Consider the following 16,012-nt stretch of genomic DNA (forward strand, 5'->3'; position numbering starts at 1 on the left):
AAGCGAGGTAGATCGATAGGTCATTTCGGCGCGAGTGTTTTGGTCAGGATGTGTTGCTTTTGTGGCGAGACGGGAGTCCTTTTTTCGCGGAGATCTGTGGGCTGATAAGAACTGTTGTTGCACTGAAACCGGGCGCTCCAATACCTCTAAAGAAACGTTACGGCTTGGAGAAAGCCGTAACGTTAGTGACTCATATACTAGTTCTTATGAGAATCTCGATATCCACCAAGTGATATAGGCTTCAAGGTGATTGTTTGACCATGATATGTATTTCAGCCCTTGGTGGTTGGTCAGGTGTTTTACAGTCAGCGCCTCGGATTTACTTGCTGGATACCTTTCAAATACCGTATCTGAAGCTTTTGGGAAGTAGGAAATGGCAAATAATCGTCCATTTATAAAGCTGAATTGCGCGGATCCAGTATCGTTGTCTATTTTATAGTTGGATACTTCAAGTATTTTTAAAGAAAATTTTTTTCGTAGAAGGCCGCTGTTCTTTTCTGAGCTTTCTAGGATTACTGGCTTGTAGCCTTCCGCCTCAAGAAAACTCAATGTCTGATCAACAAAGCTGCAGCTATTTAAGTTGTTTGTTAGCAGAGGTGGAGTGCCCTCGCAAGCAAGTTCAATGTTTACGGGTTCTTTGTATCTGAGTTGAAAGGCAGCAAAAAATACAACCGCTAGAGCAACCAATACTGCTGTTCTTTTCGATATTTTAAGAATGATGTTAATAGTATGCACCTTCAGAGCTTGCCTCTGTCCTTAAAATTCCATTGTTAAGAAATGTCATGCAGCTTTGGGGGCAGTTTTCTGGGGGGTTGTTGCCCTTGGCTGCGCATATACCTGCTTGGTTGTTAAAATCATCCATGGCTCTTTCGCTGGGATTTTGTCCAAAATTGGATATTTCATTTGCCCAGCCTGCGAACTGGCTTACTGTTTCTCCCCAGTTCGATGAGGCGATCATGCAGGATGCAACACAATGTCTATACGCATCTTGAGGCCCATTGTGCATGCCAGGTAATTTACTATTTTGCGCTTCGGTTCCAGCTTTTGTGGACCACTCAAAAATAGATTCCAAGCCTAATGGGTCAACCTGTTTTAGCGGATTGCCATTTACATAGCTGTAGGTGTTCAGTCCGCCCGCCAACCCAATCGGATCACTCTGCACATAGCGTCCAGTTTTAGGGTCGTAATCACGAAAATAGTTATAGTGGAGTCCAGTCTCGACATCGTAGTACTGACCGGGAAAGCGCAGATTGATCTCCAGTTGTCCGCTGGCTTCCTTTGTACCAAATGCATCGGAAACCCATTCCCATACCTTGGTCCGCGCTGCGTTCGTTGCGATTCGAGGTGTGTTGAGGTGATCGCTATGGAGGTAGAACGGGGTGCTGTTTGCTGGCGCGCCTGTTGCGCCGTAGCTCATACTGATCCCGCCCAAGGGCACCCCTTCGAGCCAGATATAAAACTGACTTTTCAGCTTCTTGCCATGCTTATCGAATAAATGCTCGCCAAGGAGTTCGCCATTTAATCCGTAGATGAACGTTGTCGTGCCTTGAGGGGTGATTTTCTGGCTGCGTTGGCCGAGAGCGTTGTAGCGGAACCGAGCCTTGATAACCCCCTTGATTTTCACTTTGCTCAGGCGATTCTGCTCGTCGTAGGAAAACTGACGATTAGCGCGGTCTGCGGTCAGGTTGCCTGCCGCGTCGAAGTCTACCGAGTGGGTGCCTGCCTGCGTCAACCGATTGTTGCTCGCCCCATACCGATAAGACGTGCCAGCGGTGATACGTAACTCGCCGTCAATCAAAGTGCTGAGCTCTTTTCGGGTGCGGTTCCCCGCCGGATCATAAACGTAAGTCATCCGGTTGAAAGCAGTAGATTCCCCTATCAGGCGATCCAGTGAGTCATAGCTGTAGCCATGGTTGTCGACTGAGTCGCGTTGCAATTGAGTCATGTTTCCCTGGCCGTCGTAAGTATAGGTCTTGCTCTGGCCGGCAACGGTTTGAGCGGTCAGCCGGTAGTCCAGATCGTAGGTACGTTGAAGCGTAGCCCCGTTGGCCCAGGTCAGGTTTTTAAGCGGACCGAAAGGTTGATACGTGATGTGACTGGCAAATGCGGTTGGCTGCCCTGTGCCGCGCCGGATCTGCACTTGGCTGATTTGTCCTGCGGTGTTGCGTGAGTAGACGATGCCAAAATCCGCCGGATAGTCGATGCTGCTCAATCGATTGGCTACATCGTATCCATAGCCGATTTGTTCTGGCTGAGTGGCTGTGTTTGCAGGCGCTGTTTGCCGCTGGGCTGTAACGTTGCCTTGGGCGTCGTAGGTGTAATTCAGCACCCCGTTGACATCCTCCACGGCTGTCAGTCGGCCGATGCCTTTGTTACCGGCGGCAATCGAATCGTAGTGGAACTGAACGTCCAATGCCGGGTTCGTCGAATAGCGGCGGGCGGTCAGGCGATTGAGCGCATCGTAGCTAAAAGTCGTGACCACACCACGCGCGTCCACCTGTTGCGTTACGTTGCCTGCGGCATCGTGCTGGTAGTGAGTGGCGCCGCTGTCAGGGCTGTTCACGCGCGTCAGGTTTCCCAGGCCGTCGCTGACAGTCAGGAAAACGGCCAATAGCCACCGATCGCTGTGCGTCGCCTACAATCATTTGTGCATTTGACCTCCTGTGGACGCAGGACAACTTTTCACGCCTGGTCGCTTTCAGAACACGTTTAGTCGTCCATGTGCAATCGCCACCCCCCGGGAGTGGCAAGCTGTGAAGATGCCCCGGACCCAGTGCGCCCAAGACACTTGGCCGGCGAGCAAGAATGGCGATCGGATTTGCCACGTAACCGTGACGTGGGCCGCACGCCGCAGCCAAGACTCCGAACGGCCACCGCCACGCGGCGCTGTCGTTCGAGATGCCGAGGTACGTTTATGCCTGATGAGACGCTTCACCTGCCTCTGATTCACGACGTGCTGGCGCGCAAGAAGGACACCCCTGGTGCCTTGCTGCCCATCCTCCATGCCATCCAGGAAGGGTGCGGTTACGTTCCCGACACCGCCGTCCCTGAAATCGCCCATGCCCTCAACCTCAGCCAGGCTGAAGTGCGCGGCGTGATCAGCTTCTACCATGACTTTCGCACAACGCCACCGGCGCGCCACACCCTGCGCCTGTGCCGGGCGGAGTCGTGCCAGAGCATGGGGGCCGAGGGGCTGGCTGCGCAGTTGCGCGAACAGCTTTCGCTGGATGACCACGGCACCAGCGCCGATGGAGCGATCAGCCTGCGACCCGTCTATTGCCTGGGCGCCTGCGTCTGTTCGCCGGCCCTGGAGCTGGACGGGGAACTGCATGCGCGGCTGACCCCGGAGCGCCTGCGCCAATTGGTGAATGGCTGCCTGGAGGATGGCCCATGCTGACCCTCTGCGTTCCCCGTGATTCAGTGGCCCGCGCCGTCGGTGCGGACAAGGTGGCCGATGCGCTGGTCCGCGAGGCCGAGCGGCGTCAATTGCCCTTGCAGGTGTTGCGCACCAGTTCCCGTGGGCTTTATTGGCTGGAACCGTTGGTGGAGCTGGACACACCTGAAGGACGCTTGGGTTTTGGCCCAGTCACGGCCCAGGACGTACCGGGCCTGCTCGACGCGCTGGCGGGTGATCCTGGTAGCCATCCATCGGCATTGGGATTGGTTGAGCACATTCCCTACCTCAAGAGCCAGCAACGCCTGTTATTTGCCCGTGCCGGCATCACTCAACCTTTGTCCCTCGATGACTACCGCGCCCAGGGCGGGTTCCTTGGCCTGGCCCGGGCGATCCAGACGGATGGCGCCGAGGTGGTCGCCCAGGTGCTCGACTCTGGCCTGCGTGGCCGGGGTGGGGCGGCTTTCCCGGCGGGCATCAAGTGGCGCACCGTGCGCGACGCTCCGGGGCCGCAGAAGTACGTGGTATGCAATGCGGACGAAGGCGACTCCGGCACCTTTGCCGACCGCATGCTGATGGAAGGCGACCCGTTCCTGCTGATCGAAGGCATGATCATCGCCGGCATCGCCGTCGGCGCGACTATGGGTTACATCTACGTGCGCTCGGAATACCCCGACGCCGTCAGCACCTTGAACGAAGCACTGCGCATCGCCCGCGAGGCCGGTTACCTGGGAACCGATGTGGCCGGCAGCGGCCGCGCCTTCGAGCTTGAAGTCCGGGTTGGCGCCGGCGCCTATATCTGTGGTGAGGAAACGGCGCTGCTCGAATCCCTCGAAGGCAAGCGCGGCACGGTGCGCGCCAAGCCGCCGCTGCCGGCGTTGCAGGGCCTGTTTGGCTTGCCGACGCTGGTGCACAACGTGGTGACGCTGGCCTCGGTACCGGTGATCCTGGAGAAGGGCGCGCAGTTCTATCGCGATTTCGGCATGGGTCGTTCCCTGGGAACCATGCCGTTTCAATTGGCCGGCAACGTTCGCCGTGGCGGCCTGGTTGAGAGAGCGTTCGGCCTGAGCCTGCGCGAATTGGTGGAAGAATATGGCGGCGGCACCGCTAGCGGTCGTCCGCTGAAGGCCGCGCAAGTCGGCGGGCCGTTGGGCGCCTGGGTGCCGCCAGCGCAGTTCGACACGCCATTGGACTACGAGGCGTTCGCCGCCATGGGCGCAATGCTCGGCCACGGTGGCGTGGTGGTCGCCGATGACAGCCTGGACATGGCCAGGATGGCCCGGTTTGCCTTGCAATTCTGCGCCGAGGAATCCTGCGGCAAGTGCACGCCGTGCCGCATCGGCTCGACCCGTGGCGTCGAGGTGGTGGATCGCCTGCTCGCCAGCACCGATGCCCATGCCCGTCAGGACCAGGCGCTGTTGCTGCAAGACCTGTGCGACACGCTGCAATACGGCTCGCTTTGTGCCCTCGGTGGGATGACGTCCTACCCCGTCGCCAGCGCCCTCAAGCATTTCCCCGCCGACTTCGGTCTGGCGACCTCGGAGGCCGACCAATGATCACCATTTTCGATCCAGCCAGCGACATCGACCTGGGCACCCCGGCCCGCGAAAGCGACGTGCAGGTCAGCCTGACCATCGACGGGCGCGAAATCAGGGTTCCGTCCGGCACCTCGGTGATGCGCGCGGCGGCCCTGGTCGGCACCACCATCCCCAAACTGTGCGCCACCGACAGCATGGAAGCCTTCGGCTCCTGCCGCATGTGCCTGGTGGAAATCGATGGCATGCGCGGCTATCCGGCCTCGTGCACGACGCCGGTGACCGACGGCATGGTGGTCCGCACGCAGACGTCCAAGCTCGCCACGCTGCGCCGCAATGTGATGGAACTGTACATTTCCGATCACCCGCTGGACTGCCTGACATGCCCGGCCAACGGCAACTGCGAACTGCAGACTGTGGCGGGGCAGGTGGGTTTGCGTGAGGTGCGCTACGGCTACGAAGGGGCCAACCACCTGGCCGAAGCCAAGGATGTGTCCAACCCGTATTTCGATTACGACCCGAGCAAGTGCATCGTCTGCAGTCGCTGCGTGCGCGCCTGCGAGGAAATCCAGGGCACCTTCGCCCTGACCATCAGCGGGCGCGGCTTCGACTCCCGAGTAGAAGCGGCTGGCGGCGAGAACTTCCTCGATTCCGAATGCGTGTCCTGCGGCGCCTGCGTCCAGGCCTGCCCGACGGCCACACTGATCGACAAAAGCGTAGTGGAGATCGGCCAGCCGGAACGCAGCGTTGTCACCACCTGCGCCTATTGCGGCGTGGGTTGTTCGTTCCGCGCCGAGATGAAAGGCGAACAACTGGTGCGCATGGTCCCGGACAAGAACGGCCAGGCCAACCACGGCCACTCCTGCGTCAAGGGCCGCTTCGCCTGGGGCTACGCCACGCACCCGGACCGCATCACCAAGCCGATGATCCGCAAGCACATCAGCGACCCGTGGCAGGAAGTCAGCTGGGATGAGGCGGTCACCTACGCCGCCAGCGAACTGCGGCGCATCCAGCTCAAGTACGGGCGCGATTCCATCGGCGGCATCACCTCCAGCCGTTGCACCAACGAAGAAACCTACCTGGTGCAGAAACTGGTGCGCACCGCGTTCGGCAACAACAACGTCGACACCTGCGCGCGGGTCTGCCATTCGCCGACCGGCTATGGCCTCAAGCAAACCTTGGGCGAGTCCGCCGGCACGCAGAATTTCGACTCGGTGATGAAGGCCGACGTCATCCTGGTGATGGGCGCCAACCCTACCGATGCACACCCGGTGTTCGGCTCCCAGCTCAAGCGTCGCTTGCGCCAGGGCGCACGTCTGATTGTCATCGACCCACGGCGCATCGACCTGGTGGATTCACCCCACGCCCGCGCCGAGCTGCATTTGCAACTGCGTCCAGGCACCAACGTGGCGATGCTCAACGCGTTGGCCCATGTGATCGCTACCGAGGGCTTGATTGACCAACCCTTTGTCGAGGCCCGTTGCGAGGCGACGGATTTCGCTCGCTGGCGCGATTTCGTCAGCCTGCCGGAAAATGCCCCCGAAGTCCTCGGCCCTGTCTGCGGCGTGCCTGCCGAGCAGATCCGCGCCGCCGCAAGGGTCTACGCCACGGGCGGCAACGCAGCCATCTATTATGGCCTCGGCGTCACCGAACACAGCCAGGGCAGCACGTCGGTGATGGGCATTGCCAACCTCGCCATGGCCACCGGCAATATCGGTCGCGAAGGCGTCGGGGTGAACCCGTTGCGTGGGCAGAACAACGTCCAGGGCTCTTGCGACATGGGCTCCTTTCCCCACGAACTGCCCGGCTACCGGCACATCTCCAACGAAACGGTGCGCGCCCAGTTCGAACAGGCTTGGAACGTGACCCTGCAACCCGATCCGGGCCTGCGCATCCCGAACATGTTCGAGGCGGCGCTGGACGGCACCTTCAAGGCGCTTTACTGCCAAGGCGAGGACATCGCCCAGAGCGACCCCAATACCCAGCACGTCACCGCGGCCCTGACCGCCCTTGAATGCGTGATCGTCCAGGACATCTTCCTCAACGAAACGGCCAAGTTCGCCCACGTGTTCCTGCCGGGCAGCTCGTTTCTGGAAAAGGACGGCACCTTCACCAATGCCGAGCGCCGCATTTCCCGCGTGCGCAAGGTGATGGAACCGTTGGCCGGCAAGGCCGATTGGGAAGCCACCGTCGCCCTGGCCGATGCCCTGGGCTACAAAATGGACTACCGCCATCCCTCGGAAATCATGGATGAAATCGCCCGTTTGACGCCGACCTTCAGCCGCGTCAGCTACGCCGAACTGGAGCGTCATGGCAGCCTGCAATGGCCGTGCAACGACGCCGCGCCGGACGGCACGCCGACCATGCACATGGAGGCGTTCGTGCGGGGCAAAGGGCGTTTCATGCTCACCGGCTACGTGCCCACCGACGAGAAGGTCAACGGCCGTTATCCGCTATTGCTGACCACCGGGCGCATCCTCAGCCAGTACAACGTCGGCGCCCAGACCCGGCGCACCGACAACGTCGCCTGGCACGAGGAAGATCGCCTGGAAATCCACCCGACCGACGCCGAGAACCGCGGTATCGCCGAAGACGATTGGGTCGGCATCAGCAGCCGCGCCGGGCAGACCGTGCTGCGGGCCAAGGTCACCGAGCGGGTGGCGCCGGGCGTGGTCTACACCACGTTCCACTTCCCCGAATCCGGCGCCAACGTGATCACCACCGACAACTCCGACTGGGCCACCAACTGCCCGGAATACAAAGTCACGGCGGTGGAAATCGTGCGGGTCAGCCAGCCTTCGGAATGGCAGAAGCGGTATCAGGCCTTCAGCGACGAGCAACGCCGCTTGCTCAAGGAACGCCGTCAAGGGGAAAAGGCCGAGGTGCGTCGATGAGCGCTCAGAACCTGATCAAAATGGCCAACGAGATCGCCCGGTATTTCGCCACCGAGCCTGACCACGCCCTGGCGGTGAACGGCGTTCGGCAACACATCAAGAACTTCTGGACACCAGGCATGCGCCGGGACCTGGGGGCTTGGCAGGAGAAATATCCGGATGCGGTGCTGCATCCGTTGGTGTTGGCGGCGTTGAAAGAGCCGGAGGAGGCGGCCTGACGCACAACCCCGACGGGAGCAAGCAATCCCCGTGGCGAGGGAGCTTGCTCCCGCTCGGTGGAGCAGCCGCGGCAAAACCGGGCGATGCGGTGTGCCTGGAGAAACGGAGTCGCTGATGTGGGGCCGCTTCGCAGCCCAGCGGGAGCAAGCTCCCTCGCCACGGGTGCAACGCTGCTTGGTCACAGGCCCGACGCGAAACCTGTGGGAGCGAGCTTGCTCGCGATGACATTCGATCAATCAATATTTTCACAGGCTGACACGGCGCCATCGCGAGCAAGCTCGCTCCCACAGTGCTGTTTGCTTCGAGATCGCGTCGTTCGATAACGCCGAATACGTCCATCGCCCTCAGCCCTTACAACCGACCTGTAGAACGCCCCAATCCCCGTGGTGAGGGAGCTTGCTCCCGCTCGGTGGCGCAGCCGCCGCAAAACCGGGCGCTGCGGTGTACCTGAAGAAATGCAGTCACTGATTTGGGGCCGCTTCGCAGCCCAGCGGGAGCAAGCTCCCTCGCCACGGGTGCAACGCTGCTTGGTCACAGGCCCGACGCGAAACCTGTGGGAGCGAGCTTGCTCGCGATGACATTCGATCAATCAATATTTCCACTGGCTGACACGGCGCCATCGCGAGCAAGCTCGCTCCCACAGTGCTGTTTGCTTCGAGATCGCGTCGTTCGATAACGCCGAATACGTCCATCGCCCTCAGCCCTTACAACCGACCTGTAGAACGCCCCAATCCCCGTGGCGAGGGAGCTTGCTCCCGCTCGGTGGCGCAGCCGCCGCAAAACCGGGCGATGCGGTGTGTCTGGAGAAATGGAGTCGCTGATGTGGGGCCGCTTCGCAGCCCAGCGGGAGCAAGCTCCCTCGCCACGGGGTGCAACGCTGCTTGGTCATAGGCCCGACGCGAAACCTGTGGGAGCGAGCTTGCTCGCGATGACATTCGATCAATCAATATTTTCACTGGCTGACACGGCGCCATCGCGAGCAAGCTCGCTCCCACAGTGCTGTTTGCTTCGAGATCGCGTCGTTCGATAACGCCGAATACGCCCATCGCCCTCAGCCCTTACAACCGACCTGTAGAACGCCCCCATCCCCGTGGCGAGGGAGCTTGCTCCCGCTCGGTGGCGCAGCCGCCGCAAAACCGGGCGCTGCGGTGTGCCTGAAGAAATGCAGTCGCTGATTTGGGGCCGCTTCGCAGCCCAGCGGGAGCAAGCTCCCTCGCCAGGGGTCGTCATTTCCTACGAGGTTTTCGGACCGCCTCGGCTCATCGCAAGTCCCGAAAAAATGCCCGAATATCCTCCGCCAACAACTCAGGCTGCTCCAACGCCGCAAAATGACCGCCCCGGGGCATCTGCGTCCAGCGCTGGACGTTGTAGCCACGCTCCACCCAACTGCGTGGCGGCAGCGGCAGCTCCTTGGGAAACAGCGCGACCCCCAACGGCGGCTTTATTCGCTCACCGCTGGCAAGCACCAGAGGTCGGCGGCTGCCTTCAACGTAGGGGCGAAACGACGAGCCAATGCAGTTGGTCAGCCAGTAGAGCGTCACATTGGTCAGCAACCATTCGCGGTCGATGGGGGCGCTCGGATCGCACCACGACAAAATCTTCTCGCCCATCCAGGCGAGCAGTCCCGCAGGTGAGTCGTTCAAGCCCACGGCCAGGCTTTGCGGCTTGGTGCGCTGGATATGCGCATAGGCACCTTCGGTTTCGCTGAAGGCCGCGGCGCGTTGCAGGAATGCGGTTTCCTCTTCGCTCAGAGGCGGGTCGGTTTCGCCCAGGGGCGGGCGGTACGCGCCGGGGATGTAGTTGAGGTGGATGCCGGTCAGACGCTCGGCAAAGCGCACGCCCAACCAACTGGTGACAGCCGCGCCGACATCGCCGCCCTGGGCACCGAACCGCTCGTAACCCAGCCCGGTCATCAGCTCGCTCCATAACCCGGCCACTTCATAAGGCCCGCACCCGGTTTGCATGAACGGCGCCGAAAAGGTGTAGCCCGGCAAGGACGGTACCACCACATCAAAAGCATCAGCCGGGTCGCCGCCATGGCTGGCGGGGTCCGTCAGCAGATCGATGATGCGCTGCATCTCGATGTACGAGCCGGGCCAGCCATGGGTGAGCACAAGGGGCATGGGATTGGGCCCGATCCCGCGCTGATGGACGAAGTGAATCTCTTGCTCGCCCAACGTGGCGACGAAGTGCGGCAGGCGATTGAGCGCCGCTTCCTGGGCCCGCCAGTCGAAGTTTGTCGACCATTGGGCGAGCAGATCGCGCAGCATGTCCGCGTCCATGCCTTCGCTCCAGCCCACGCCGGCCAAGGGCTCTGGCAACCGGGTGCGACGCAGGCGATCGTGCAGGTCGTCAAGCGCGCTGTCAGGGACGGCGATGGAGAAAGGTCGGACGAACATGTTTTGCTCCAGACGGGTGGTTTATTGAATTTATCAGACCGCCGTCGAGTCTTTGAAAAATGGACACCGCAACGGATCGGCGACCAGTCGCTGCCTGCCGACGTATTCCATTACCTCAGACAGCTGACACCAGCTAAGGACGGACAATGACCTTCTTTATTTTTCTCATCGCCTGCTGTGCTGCTGCGAGTACCGGCGTCATTTTCAAACCGGGCCAATGGTACGAATCCCTCGTCAAACCCAGCTTCACACCGCCCAACTGGATGTTCCCGGTGGCCTGGTCGATTATTTACCTGCTGCTTGCCTGGGCAGGGTACCGCTTGAGCCTGATACCGGGAAGCCAGTTGGTGTTGGCTTTATGGGCGGCACAAATTGCGCTCAACACGTTATGGACGCCGGTGTTTTTCGGGGCGCATCAGATTCTCGCCGGCATGGTGATCATCGCGTTGCTCTGGCTCGTGGTGGCGGCGATGGTGGTGTTGGCACTGCGTTTGGACGTGATCACCGGGCTGATCCTGTTTCCCTACCTGGCGTGGCTATGCGTGGCTGCTGCGCTGAACTTCTCCATACTGCGCAACAACCGTTGACGAGCTTGTTGAAACGCTAATCCCTCACACGAATATGCGGCGTAACGGACATCCCCACCCGCAGCTTCCTGGCAGCGGGCTGGTCGGGGGCAATGTGGATTCGTACCGGCAGGCGCTGGACGATCTTGGTGAAGTTCCCGGTCGCGTTGTGTGGCGCAACGGCCGAATAACTCACGCCACTGGCCGGTCCCAGGCTTTGCACCGTGCCTTGCAACGCCTCGCCCGGCAATGCGTCCACTTCGATGTCCACCACCTGTCCGGTCTCAACCCGCGCCAGTTGCGTCTCGCGAAAGTTCGCGGTGATGTAGACGGCGTCGAGCGGGACGATGGCCAGCAACGGTTTGCCCGCATTGACGAACGCACCGACCCGTACCGATTTCTGCCCGATCATGCCGCTGATCGGTGCCGTGATCCGGGTGTAGGACAGCTGCAGTTGCGCGATGGATTGCGTGGCCTCGGCATGGGCGAGGGTCGCCACGGCTTTTTCCAGGTCGGCCTTGAGGATATCCACTTGTTGCCGGGCAGCTTGCAGACCCGCCTCGCTCTTGTCCCGGCGTGCCTGCTGGATGCTCAGTTGCGCTTCGGCCTGTTGCCGTGCCTGCACGGTGCCCGAGCCGTCATTGGCCAGGTTGCGATACCGCGTCTGGTTGGCAGTCGCCAACTTGACCGCGGCCTCGTCTGCCGCCAGCGCAGCCTGGGCCTGGCGAATGGCGGTGGCCTGTCGGGCAAGGTGTGCCTGCAAGCTGACGATACCGGCCCGGGCACTGGCGACCTGGGCTGTCGCCGCGCTCAGCGCCGCCACGAAATCACGGTCGTCGATGGTCGCCAGCAAGTCGCCCTTGGCCACCGGTTGGTCGTGTTCGACCCATACCGAAGCCACCGTGCCCGACACTTGCGGCGCTACCGTGGTGAAATCGGCGTGGACATAAGCATCGTCGGTCGATTGGATGGCGGCAGCCGACTCGGGTCGGTTGAGGTAGGCGGCCCCGCTGATCGCCACGGTGAGCAGCAATGCAATGATGAGCTTGGCTTTCTTGGGTAATGCCATGATGGGTCACCGATGGGAGGAAGAAGGGGGCGAGGCGGCCCGTATGACCGGGGCAGGGATGAAGCTCAGGCGCAGCACCAGCGGAATCAGCAGCACGGCCAGTGCGCCCAGGACGCGGTAGGCGTCGGCGATAGACAGCACCAGCGCCTGCCCGCCGATGAGCATCATCAGTTGCTGTGGATCGGGCATGGACGGCAAGGCGCCGCCCACCATGGCCGTGTGGTCCAGCAGCATTTCCGAGTGGAAACGTGCGCGCAATACCATCAACTGCCCGACCAGCGCAGCGCCGGCCAGGGACCCGAAGGCGCGCACTGTATTGATGGTGCCGGAGAAAAAAGGCCCCTCGGCAGGCTGCACCACGCTGGTAATCAGAAACAGCATCGACACCACGGCCATGGGTTGCCCCAGCGATTGCAGCGTTTGCGCCAAGACGAATTGTTCGCGGTTCCAGTCGCTGGTCAATTGCGCGCCACACAGGCACGCCAGGGCAATCAGGCACAACCCCGCGGCGAAGACCAGGCGCGCATCGACCCACTTCTGGTAGAGCAGCAGCGCCACCAGGGGGCCCAGGATCAACTGCGGCAGCGCCACGATCAGGCCAATGGAGGCCATCTGGAAGGGCCGATAATCCTGGAGCGTGGCCAGATAGCTGGCGGGCAACAACGAGCTGGACATCAGCACCACCAGCAAGCAGAGAAACAAGGTGCAGCCCAGCCCCAGGTTGCGGCGCCCCAGGACTTGCAATTTGATGAAGGGCGAGGGGTGATACCACTCGGTCAACAAGTAGATCACCAGCAATGCCAGGCCGGCCAGCAGCGAGGAGGTGACCAGCGGCGAATTGAACCAGTCCAGGCGCGTGCCTTGGTCCAGTGCCACCGTGATCAGGCCGAAGGCCGGCACCGCGAATGCCATGCCCAGCCAGTTGGCATGCCCGAAACGCTGGGGTTGGATGGGTTCTTTGGGCAATCCCCAGCCAATCAATGCCGCAGCGATACAGGCCAGCGGAATAATCTGCCAGTACACCCAGCGCCAGTCCTGCAGGCCATCTGTCCAATGGCCGGCCAGCCAGATGGACAGGTTGGGCGCGAAGGTGGCGGTCATGGCATACAACGCCAACCCATACAGCCGTATCGATGGCGGCAAGAATTTCAGCGCAGCCATCATCAGCAAGGGGATCGTCATGCCACTGGCGAGGCCTTGAACAAAGCGCAACGCCAGCAGCAGGTCCAGGTCCCGGATGAAGGGCAATATCGCCGCCAGCGCGGTACAAGTGCCCAACACCCACAGTTCGAGGCGGCGGACCGAAAGCGTCATGGCAAACCAGGCCGCAAAGGGCATCGCGATCAGCTCCCCGGCGCTGTACGCCGTGGTGAGCCAGGAGGCGTCGTCCAGGCCGAAGCCCAACGCGCCCCTCACGTCCGCCAGGGCCAAAGCACCGACGCGGATGTTCAGTCCCGCCATCATTGCCGCCAGGAAGATGCCCAGCAGGCCGACCAACGGCCGCTTCGAGGCCCCGGCGTGGGGCGCTTCGCTGACAGCGACGGCGGCCGTCGGCAAGGCCATGCTGTTCATCGAACCTGCTCCGGATCCCAGCCGCCGCCCAGGGATTTGTACAGATTGACCACGGTGAGGGTGGCGTTGGTCGCGCTGGTGTTGAGGTGGGTCTGGCTGGCCAACAAGTTGAGTTGCGCCGTGAGGACGCTCAGATAGTCGGCGGCGCCTTGTTGATAGCCACGCTCCGCCGCGTCCAGTGCCTCCCTGTTCTGTTCGTACGAAACCTGCAGCTCGTCGTGCTGGCGCCGTTGAGCAGCCCAAGCGTCCAAGGCATTGTCTACCTCGTGCCAGGCTTGCAGCACGGTCTGGCGATAGGCGAGGGCGGCGGTTTTTTGCCGCGATTCGTTCAGGGCCAAGCGCTGCATCAGGCGGCCACCCTCGAAGATGGGCAGGTAGACGGTCGGCCCGACCGAAAACATCCGCGAGTCCCAACTGGTGAGGTCGCCGCTGTCGAAAGCCTCCACGCCGATGCGGCCTTTCAAGCCGATACGCGGATAGAAATCAGCCTTGGCCACGCCGATAGCCGCCGTGGCAGCGTGGAGTTGCGCCTCGGCGCGCAGGATATCCGCGCGCCGGTGGGCCAGTTCCGACGGCACGCCCAGCGGAATGCGTGCAGGCAGCGACGGCAGGGGCATGGCCTGGCGCAGTTGCGCATCGAGGGCTCGCGGTTGTTCACCCATGAGCAGGGCAAGGGCGTTCATCTGGGCGTTACGACGCTGGGCCAGCTCGGGAAGCAGGGCTTTGACCGTCGCCAACTGCGCGCGGGCCGATGAGGTTTCGAAGCGTGTCGCCACGCCGTTGCGTTCGCGGCTTTCGGCCAGGGCCAGGGTGCGTTCGGCAACCGCTTGGTTCTGCCGGGCAATGTCCAGTTGTGCCTGGGTCCCGCGCAACTGCAGATACGTGCGCGCCACTTCGGCGGTCAGCGCCACCCTTACGGCTTCGCGATCGTACAGCGAGGCCTGGACTGTCGCCTCGGCACCTTCGCGCGAACGTCGGGCCCGGCCCCAGAGGTCGATTTCCCAGTTCGCATCGAAACCCAGCTGCCAGAAATTGCTGGGATCGGTGGGAGCCCCCAGGGCGGCGAATTTGCCATGCTCGCTTAGCCCCTCGCGGGCGTAGCTGGCGTTGGCGCCGACAATGGGCAACAGCTGCGACGCGGCGATGCCCAGCCGTGCGCGGCTTTGCTCGATGCGTTCGGCGGCCATTTGCAAGTCAAGGTTTCCCTCCAGCGTGCGCGCCTGCAACTGGGTGAGCAGGGCGTCATTGAACAGCCGCCACCATTGCATGGGCACGGCCGCAGTGGAGGAGCGAGGCTCGCCGCGGTGTTCCTGGCGGGGCGTCAGTTGCGCGGCGTCAAATCCGTTTTCAGGCCTGGTGAAATCCGGGCCCACCATACAGCCCGCCAGGCAAGCAGCGCCAAGCGCCGCGGTGATGGCGGGGAAGCGAGAGCGTAGGTACTGGGGTAATTCGTCGAAGCCTGACATAACCAGATCCCCGCAATGTGCGGCGTCAGCCGAAGAGCCTCCGCCATGGGGTCGATAGATTCGTGACCCCATGTTATCGACGGGTTGCCCCAGGCACACTTCTACCTCGGTTCAGCGAAACCATACGTGGGATAGGCGGGGATATACGCAAGTATGAGCAGGAACCGATCCCGTTGATCAGTGCGGCTGACCGAGGGCTTTTGCGATGCAGTCCAGCAACCTTCTGGCATCGCAGGGCTTGGGCAGGCAATCCACCAGCCCCGACGTGTTGGCGGCCAGTTCCGGGTACGCCGTAATGAACAGGGTAGGGATACGCACCTTGTTTTTCAGCAGGTGCCGATGCAACTCGATGCCGCTCATGCCCGGCATCTGTATGTCGCAAACCAGGCAGCCGGTTTGCGCGGGCGCTTCTGAATCGAGGAATTCCCTGGCGCTGCGATACGTACGGACCTGATGGCCGCTGGACCGCAACAGGCTATTGAGCGCCGTGCGTACGGATTCATCGTCATCGATGACTGCGATCGTCTTGTTGCACACGGGGGTGTCTTCCATGGGATCGCTCGTAACAGCGCCGGTTTTCAATTCACCATACGCGGTCCGTCCAGGCGCAAAAGTATACCTATGTATATCCGGCTAAGACCTAAGGTGCGCGCGCCCCTGGCGGCATGCAACCAACGGATGCCCAAGTCATACGCGGGCAGGAATGACTGGCGGGGAATTTCACATAGACTGGCGCCGCATCGTCGGCCTGCGTGGTCATTCAACTGCCGTATCCGCTGTGTCCGAGGCCCGTCATCGCCGTTGAAAAAAATATGGGAAGGGCACAGGCGAGGCGCTAATCTAAACGACGGCAATACGATCCGTCCCGGAACCCGACATGAACGCTTTTCGTCGAGTC

At 61.6% G+C, this 16,012-nt stretch carries 12 protein-coding genes; 5 read left to right on the top strand and 7 right to left on the bottom strand.

What is annotated here, in order from left to right; translation table 11 throughout:
• Positions 1–204: 204 nt before the first annotated feature.
• Entirely contained in the window at positions 205–735 is a 531-nt protein-coding gene (locus DOCECA_RS10520; RefSeq protein WP_434647600.1) for a hypothetical protein, read from the bottom strand.
• Complete coding sequence (locus DOCECA_RS10525; RefSeq protein WP_445571933.1) at positions 722–2,611, bottom strand: RHS repeat domain-containing protein; 1,890 nt, start codon at positions 2,609–2,611, stop codon at positions 722–724. The genes DOCECA_RS10520 and DOCECA_RS10525 overlap by 14 nt, the downstream gene beginning before the upstream one ends.
• A 303-nt stretch (positions 2,612–2,914) precedes the next feature.
• On the opposite strand from DOCECA_RS10525, the gene DOCECA_RS10530 reads away from it, so the two are divergent.
• The 4 genes from DOCECA_RS10530 to DOCECA_RS10545 are packed head-to-tail and all read left to right on the top strand — an operon-like array spanning position 2,915 to position 8,041.
• Positions 2,915–3,397 carry a formate dehydrogenase subunit gamma gene (locus tag DOCECA_RS10530; RefSeq protein ID WP_420763805.1) on the top strand — a complete coding sequence of 161 codons (483 nt, stop codon included), beginning with the start codon at positions 2,915–2,917 and terminating at the stop codon, positions 3,395–3,397.
• The gene (locus tag DOCECA_RS10535) at positions 3,391–4,950 is read left to right on the top strand and encodes a formate dehydrogenase beta subunit (protein ID WP_445571934.1); all 1,560 of its coding nucleotides are present in this window, start codon (positions 3,391–3,393) and stop codon (positions 4,948–4,950) included. Before DOCECA_RS10530 ends, DOCECA_RS10535 begins: the two co-directional genes overlap by 7 nt.
• Positions 4,947–7,823 (top strand): formate dehydrogenase subunit alpha, encoded by a 2,877-nt coding sequence (gene fdhF / locus DOCECA_RS10540; protein WP_434605911.1) that lies wholly within the window; start codon positions 4,947–4,949, stop codon positions 7,821–7,823. The genes DOCECA_RS10535 and fdhF overlap by 4 nt, the downstream gene beginning before the upstream one ends.
• A complete protein-coding gene (locus DOCECA_RS10545) occupies positions 7,820–8,041 on the top strand; it encodes a formate dehydrogenase subunit delta (RefSeq protein ID WP_445571935.1) in 222 nt (73 codons plus the stop codon). Before fdhF ends, DOCECA_RS10545 begins: the two co-directional genes overlap by 4 nt.
• A 1,260-nt stretch (positions 8,042–9,301) precedes the next feature.
• Here DOCECA_RS10545 and DOCECA_RS10550 read toward each other — a convergent pair.
• Positions 9,302–10,441 carry an epoxide hydrolase family protein gene (locus tag DOCECA_RS10550; protein WP_445571936.1) on the bottom strand — a complete coding sequence of 380 codons (1,140 nt, stop codon included), beginning with the start codon at positions 10,439–10,441 and terminating at the stop codon, positions 9,302–9,304.
• A 146-nt stretch (positions 10,442–10,587) separates the two neighbouring features.
• Here DOCECA_RS10550 and tspO point away from each other — a divergent pair, with 146 nt between their 5' ends.
• Positions 10,588–11,028, top strand: coding sequence for a tryptophan-rich sensory protein TspO (gene tspO, locus DOCECA_RS10555; protein ID WP_434605905.1), 441 nt, complete (start codon positions 10,588–10,590; stop codon positions 11,026–11,028).
• A gap of 16 nt (positions 11,029–11,044) precedes the next feature.
• Here the strand turns inward: tspO and DOCECA_RS10560 are convergent, their stop codons facing one another.
• The 4 genes from DOCECA_RS10560 to DOCECA_RS10575 form a co-directional block, all read right to left on the bottom strand.
• Positions 11,045–12,076, bottom strand: a complete 1,032-nt coding sequence (locus DOCECA_RS10560) for an HlyD family secretion protein (protein WP_445571937.1) — start codon at positions 12,074–12,076, stop codon at positions 11,045–11,047.
• Positions 12,077–12,082: 6 nt separating this feature from the next.
• A complete protein-coding gene (locus DOCECA_RS10565; RefSeq protein ID WP_434605901.1) occupies positions 12,083–13,648 on the bottom strand; it encodes an MFS transporter in 1,566 nt (521 codons plus the stop codon).
• Positions 13,645–15,114 (bottom strand): efflux transporter outer membrane subunit, encoded by a 1,470-nt coding sequence (locus tag DOCECA_RS10570; RefSeq protein ID WP_445571938.1) that lies wholly within the window; start codon positions 15,112–15,114, stop codon positions 13,645–13,647. Before DOCECA_RS10570 ends, DOCECA_RS10565 begins: the two co-directional genes overlap by 4 nt.
• A 177-nt stretch (positions 15,115–15,291) precedes the next feature.
• Positions 15,292–15,666 (bottom strand): response regulator transcription factor, encoded by a 375-nt coding sequence (locus DOCECA_RS10575; protein ID WP_434559008.1) that lies wholly within the window; start codon positions 15,664–15,666, stop codon positions 15,292–15,294.
• Positions 15,667–16,012: the final 346 nt, after the last annotated feature.

Source organism: Pseudomonas sp. E102 (genome assembly GCF_052660185.1).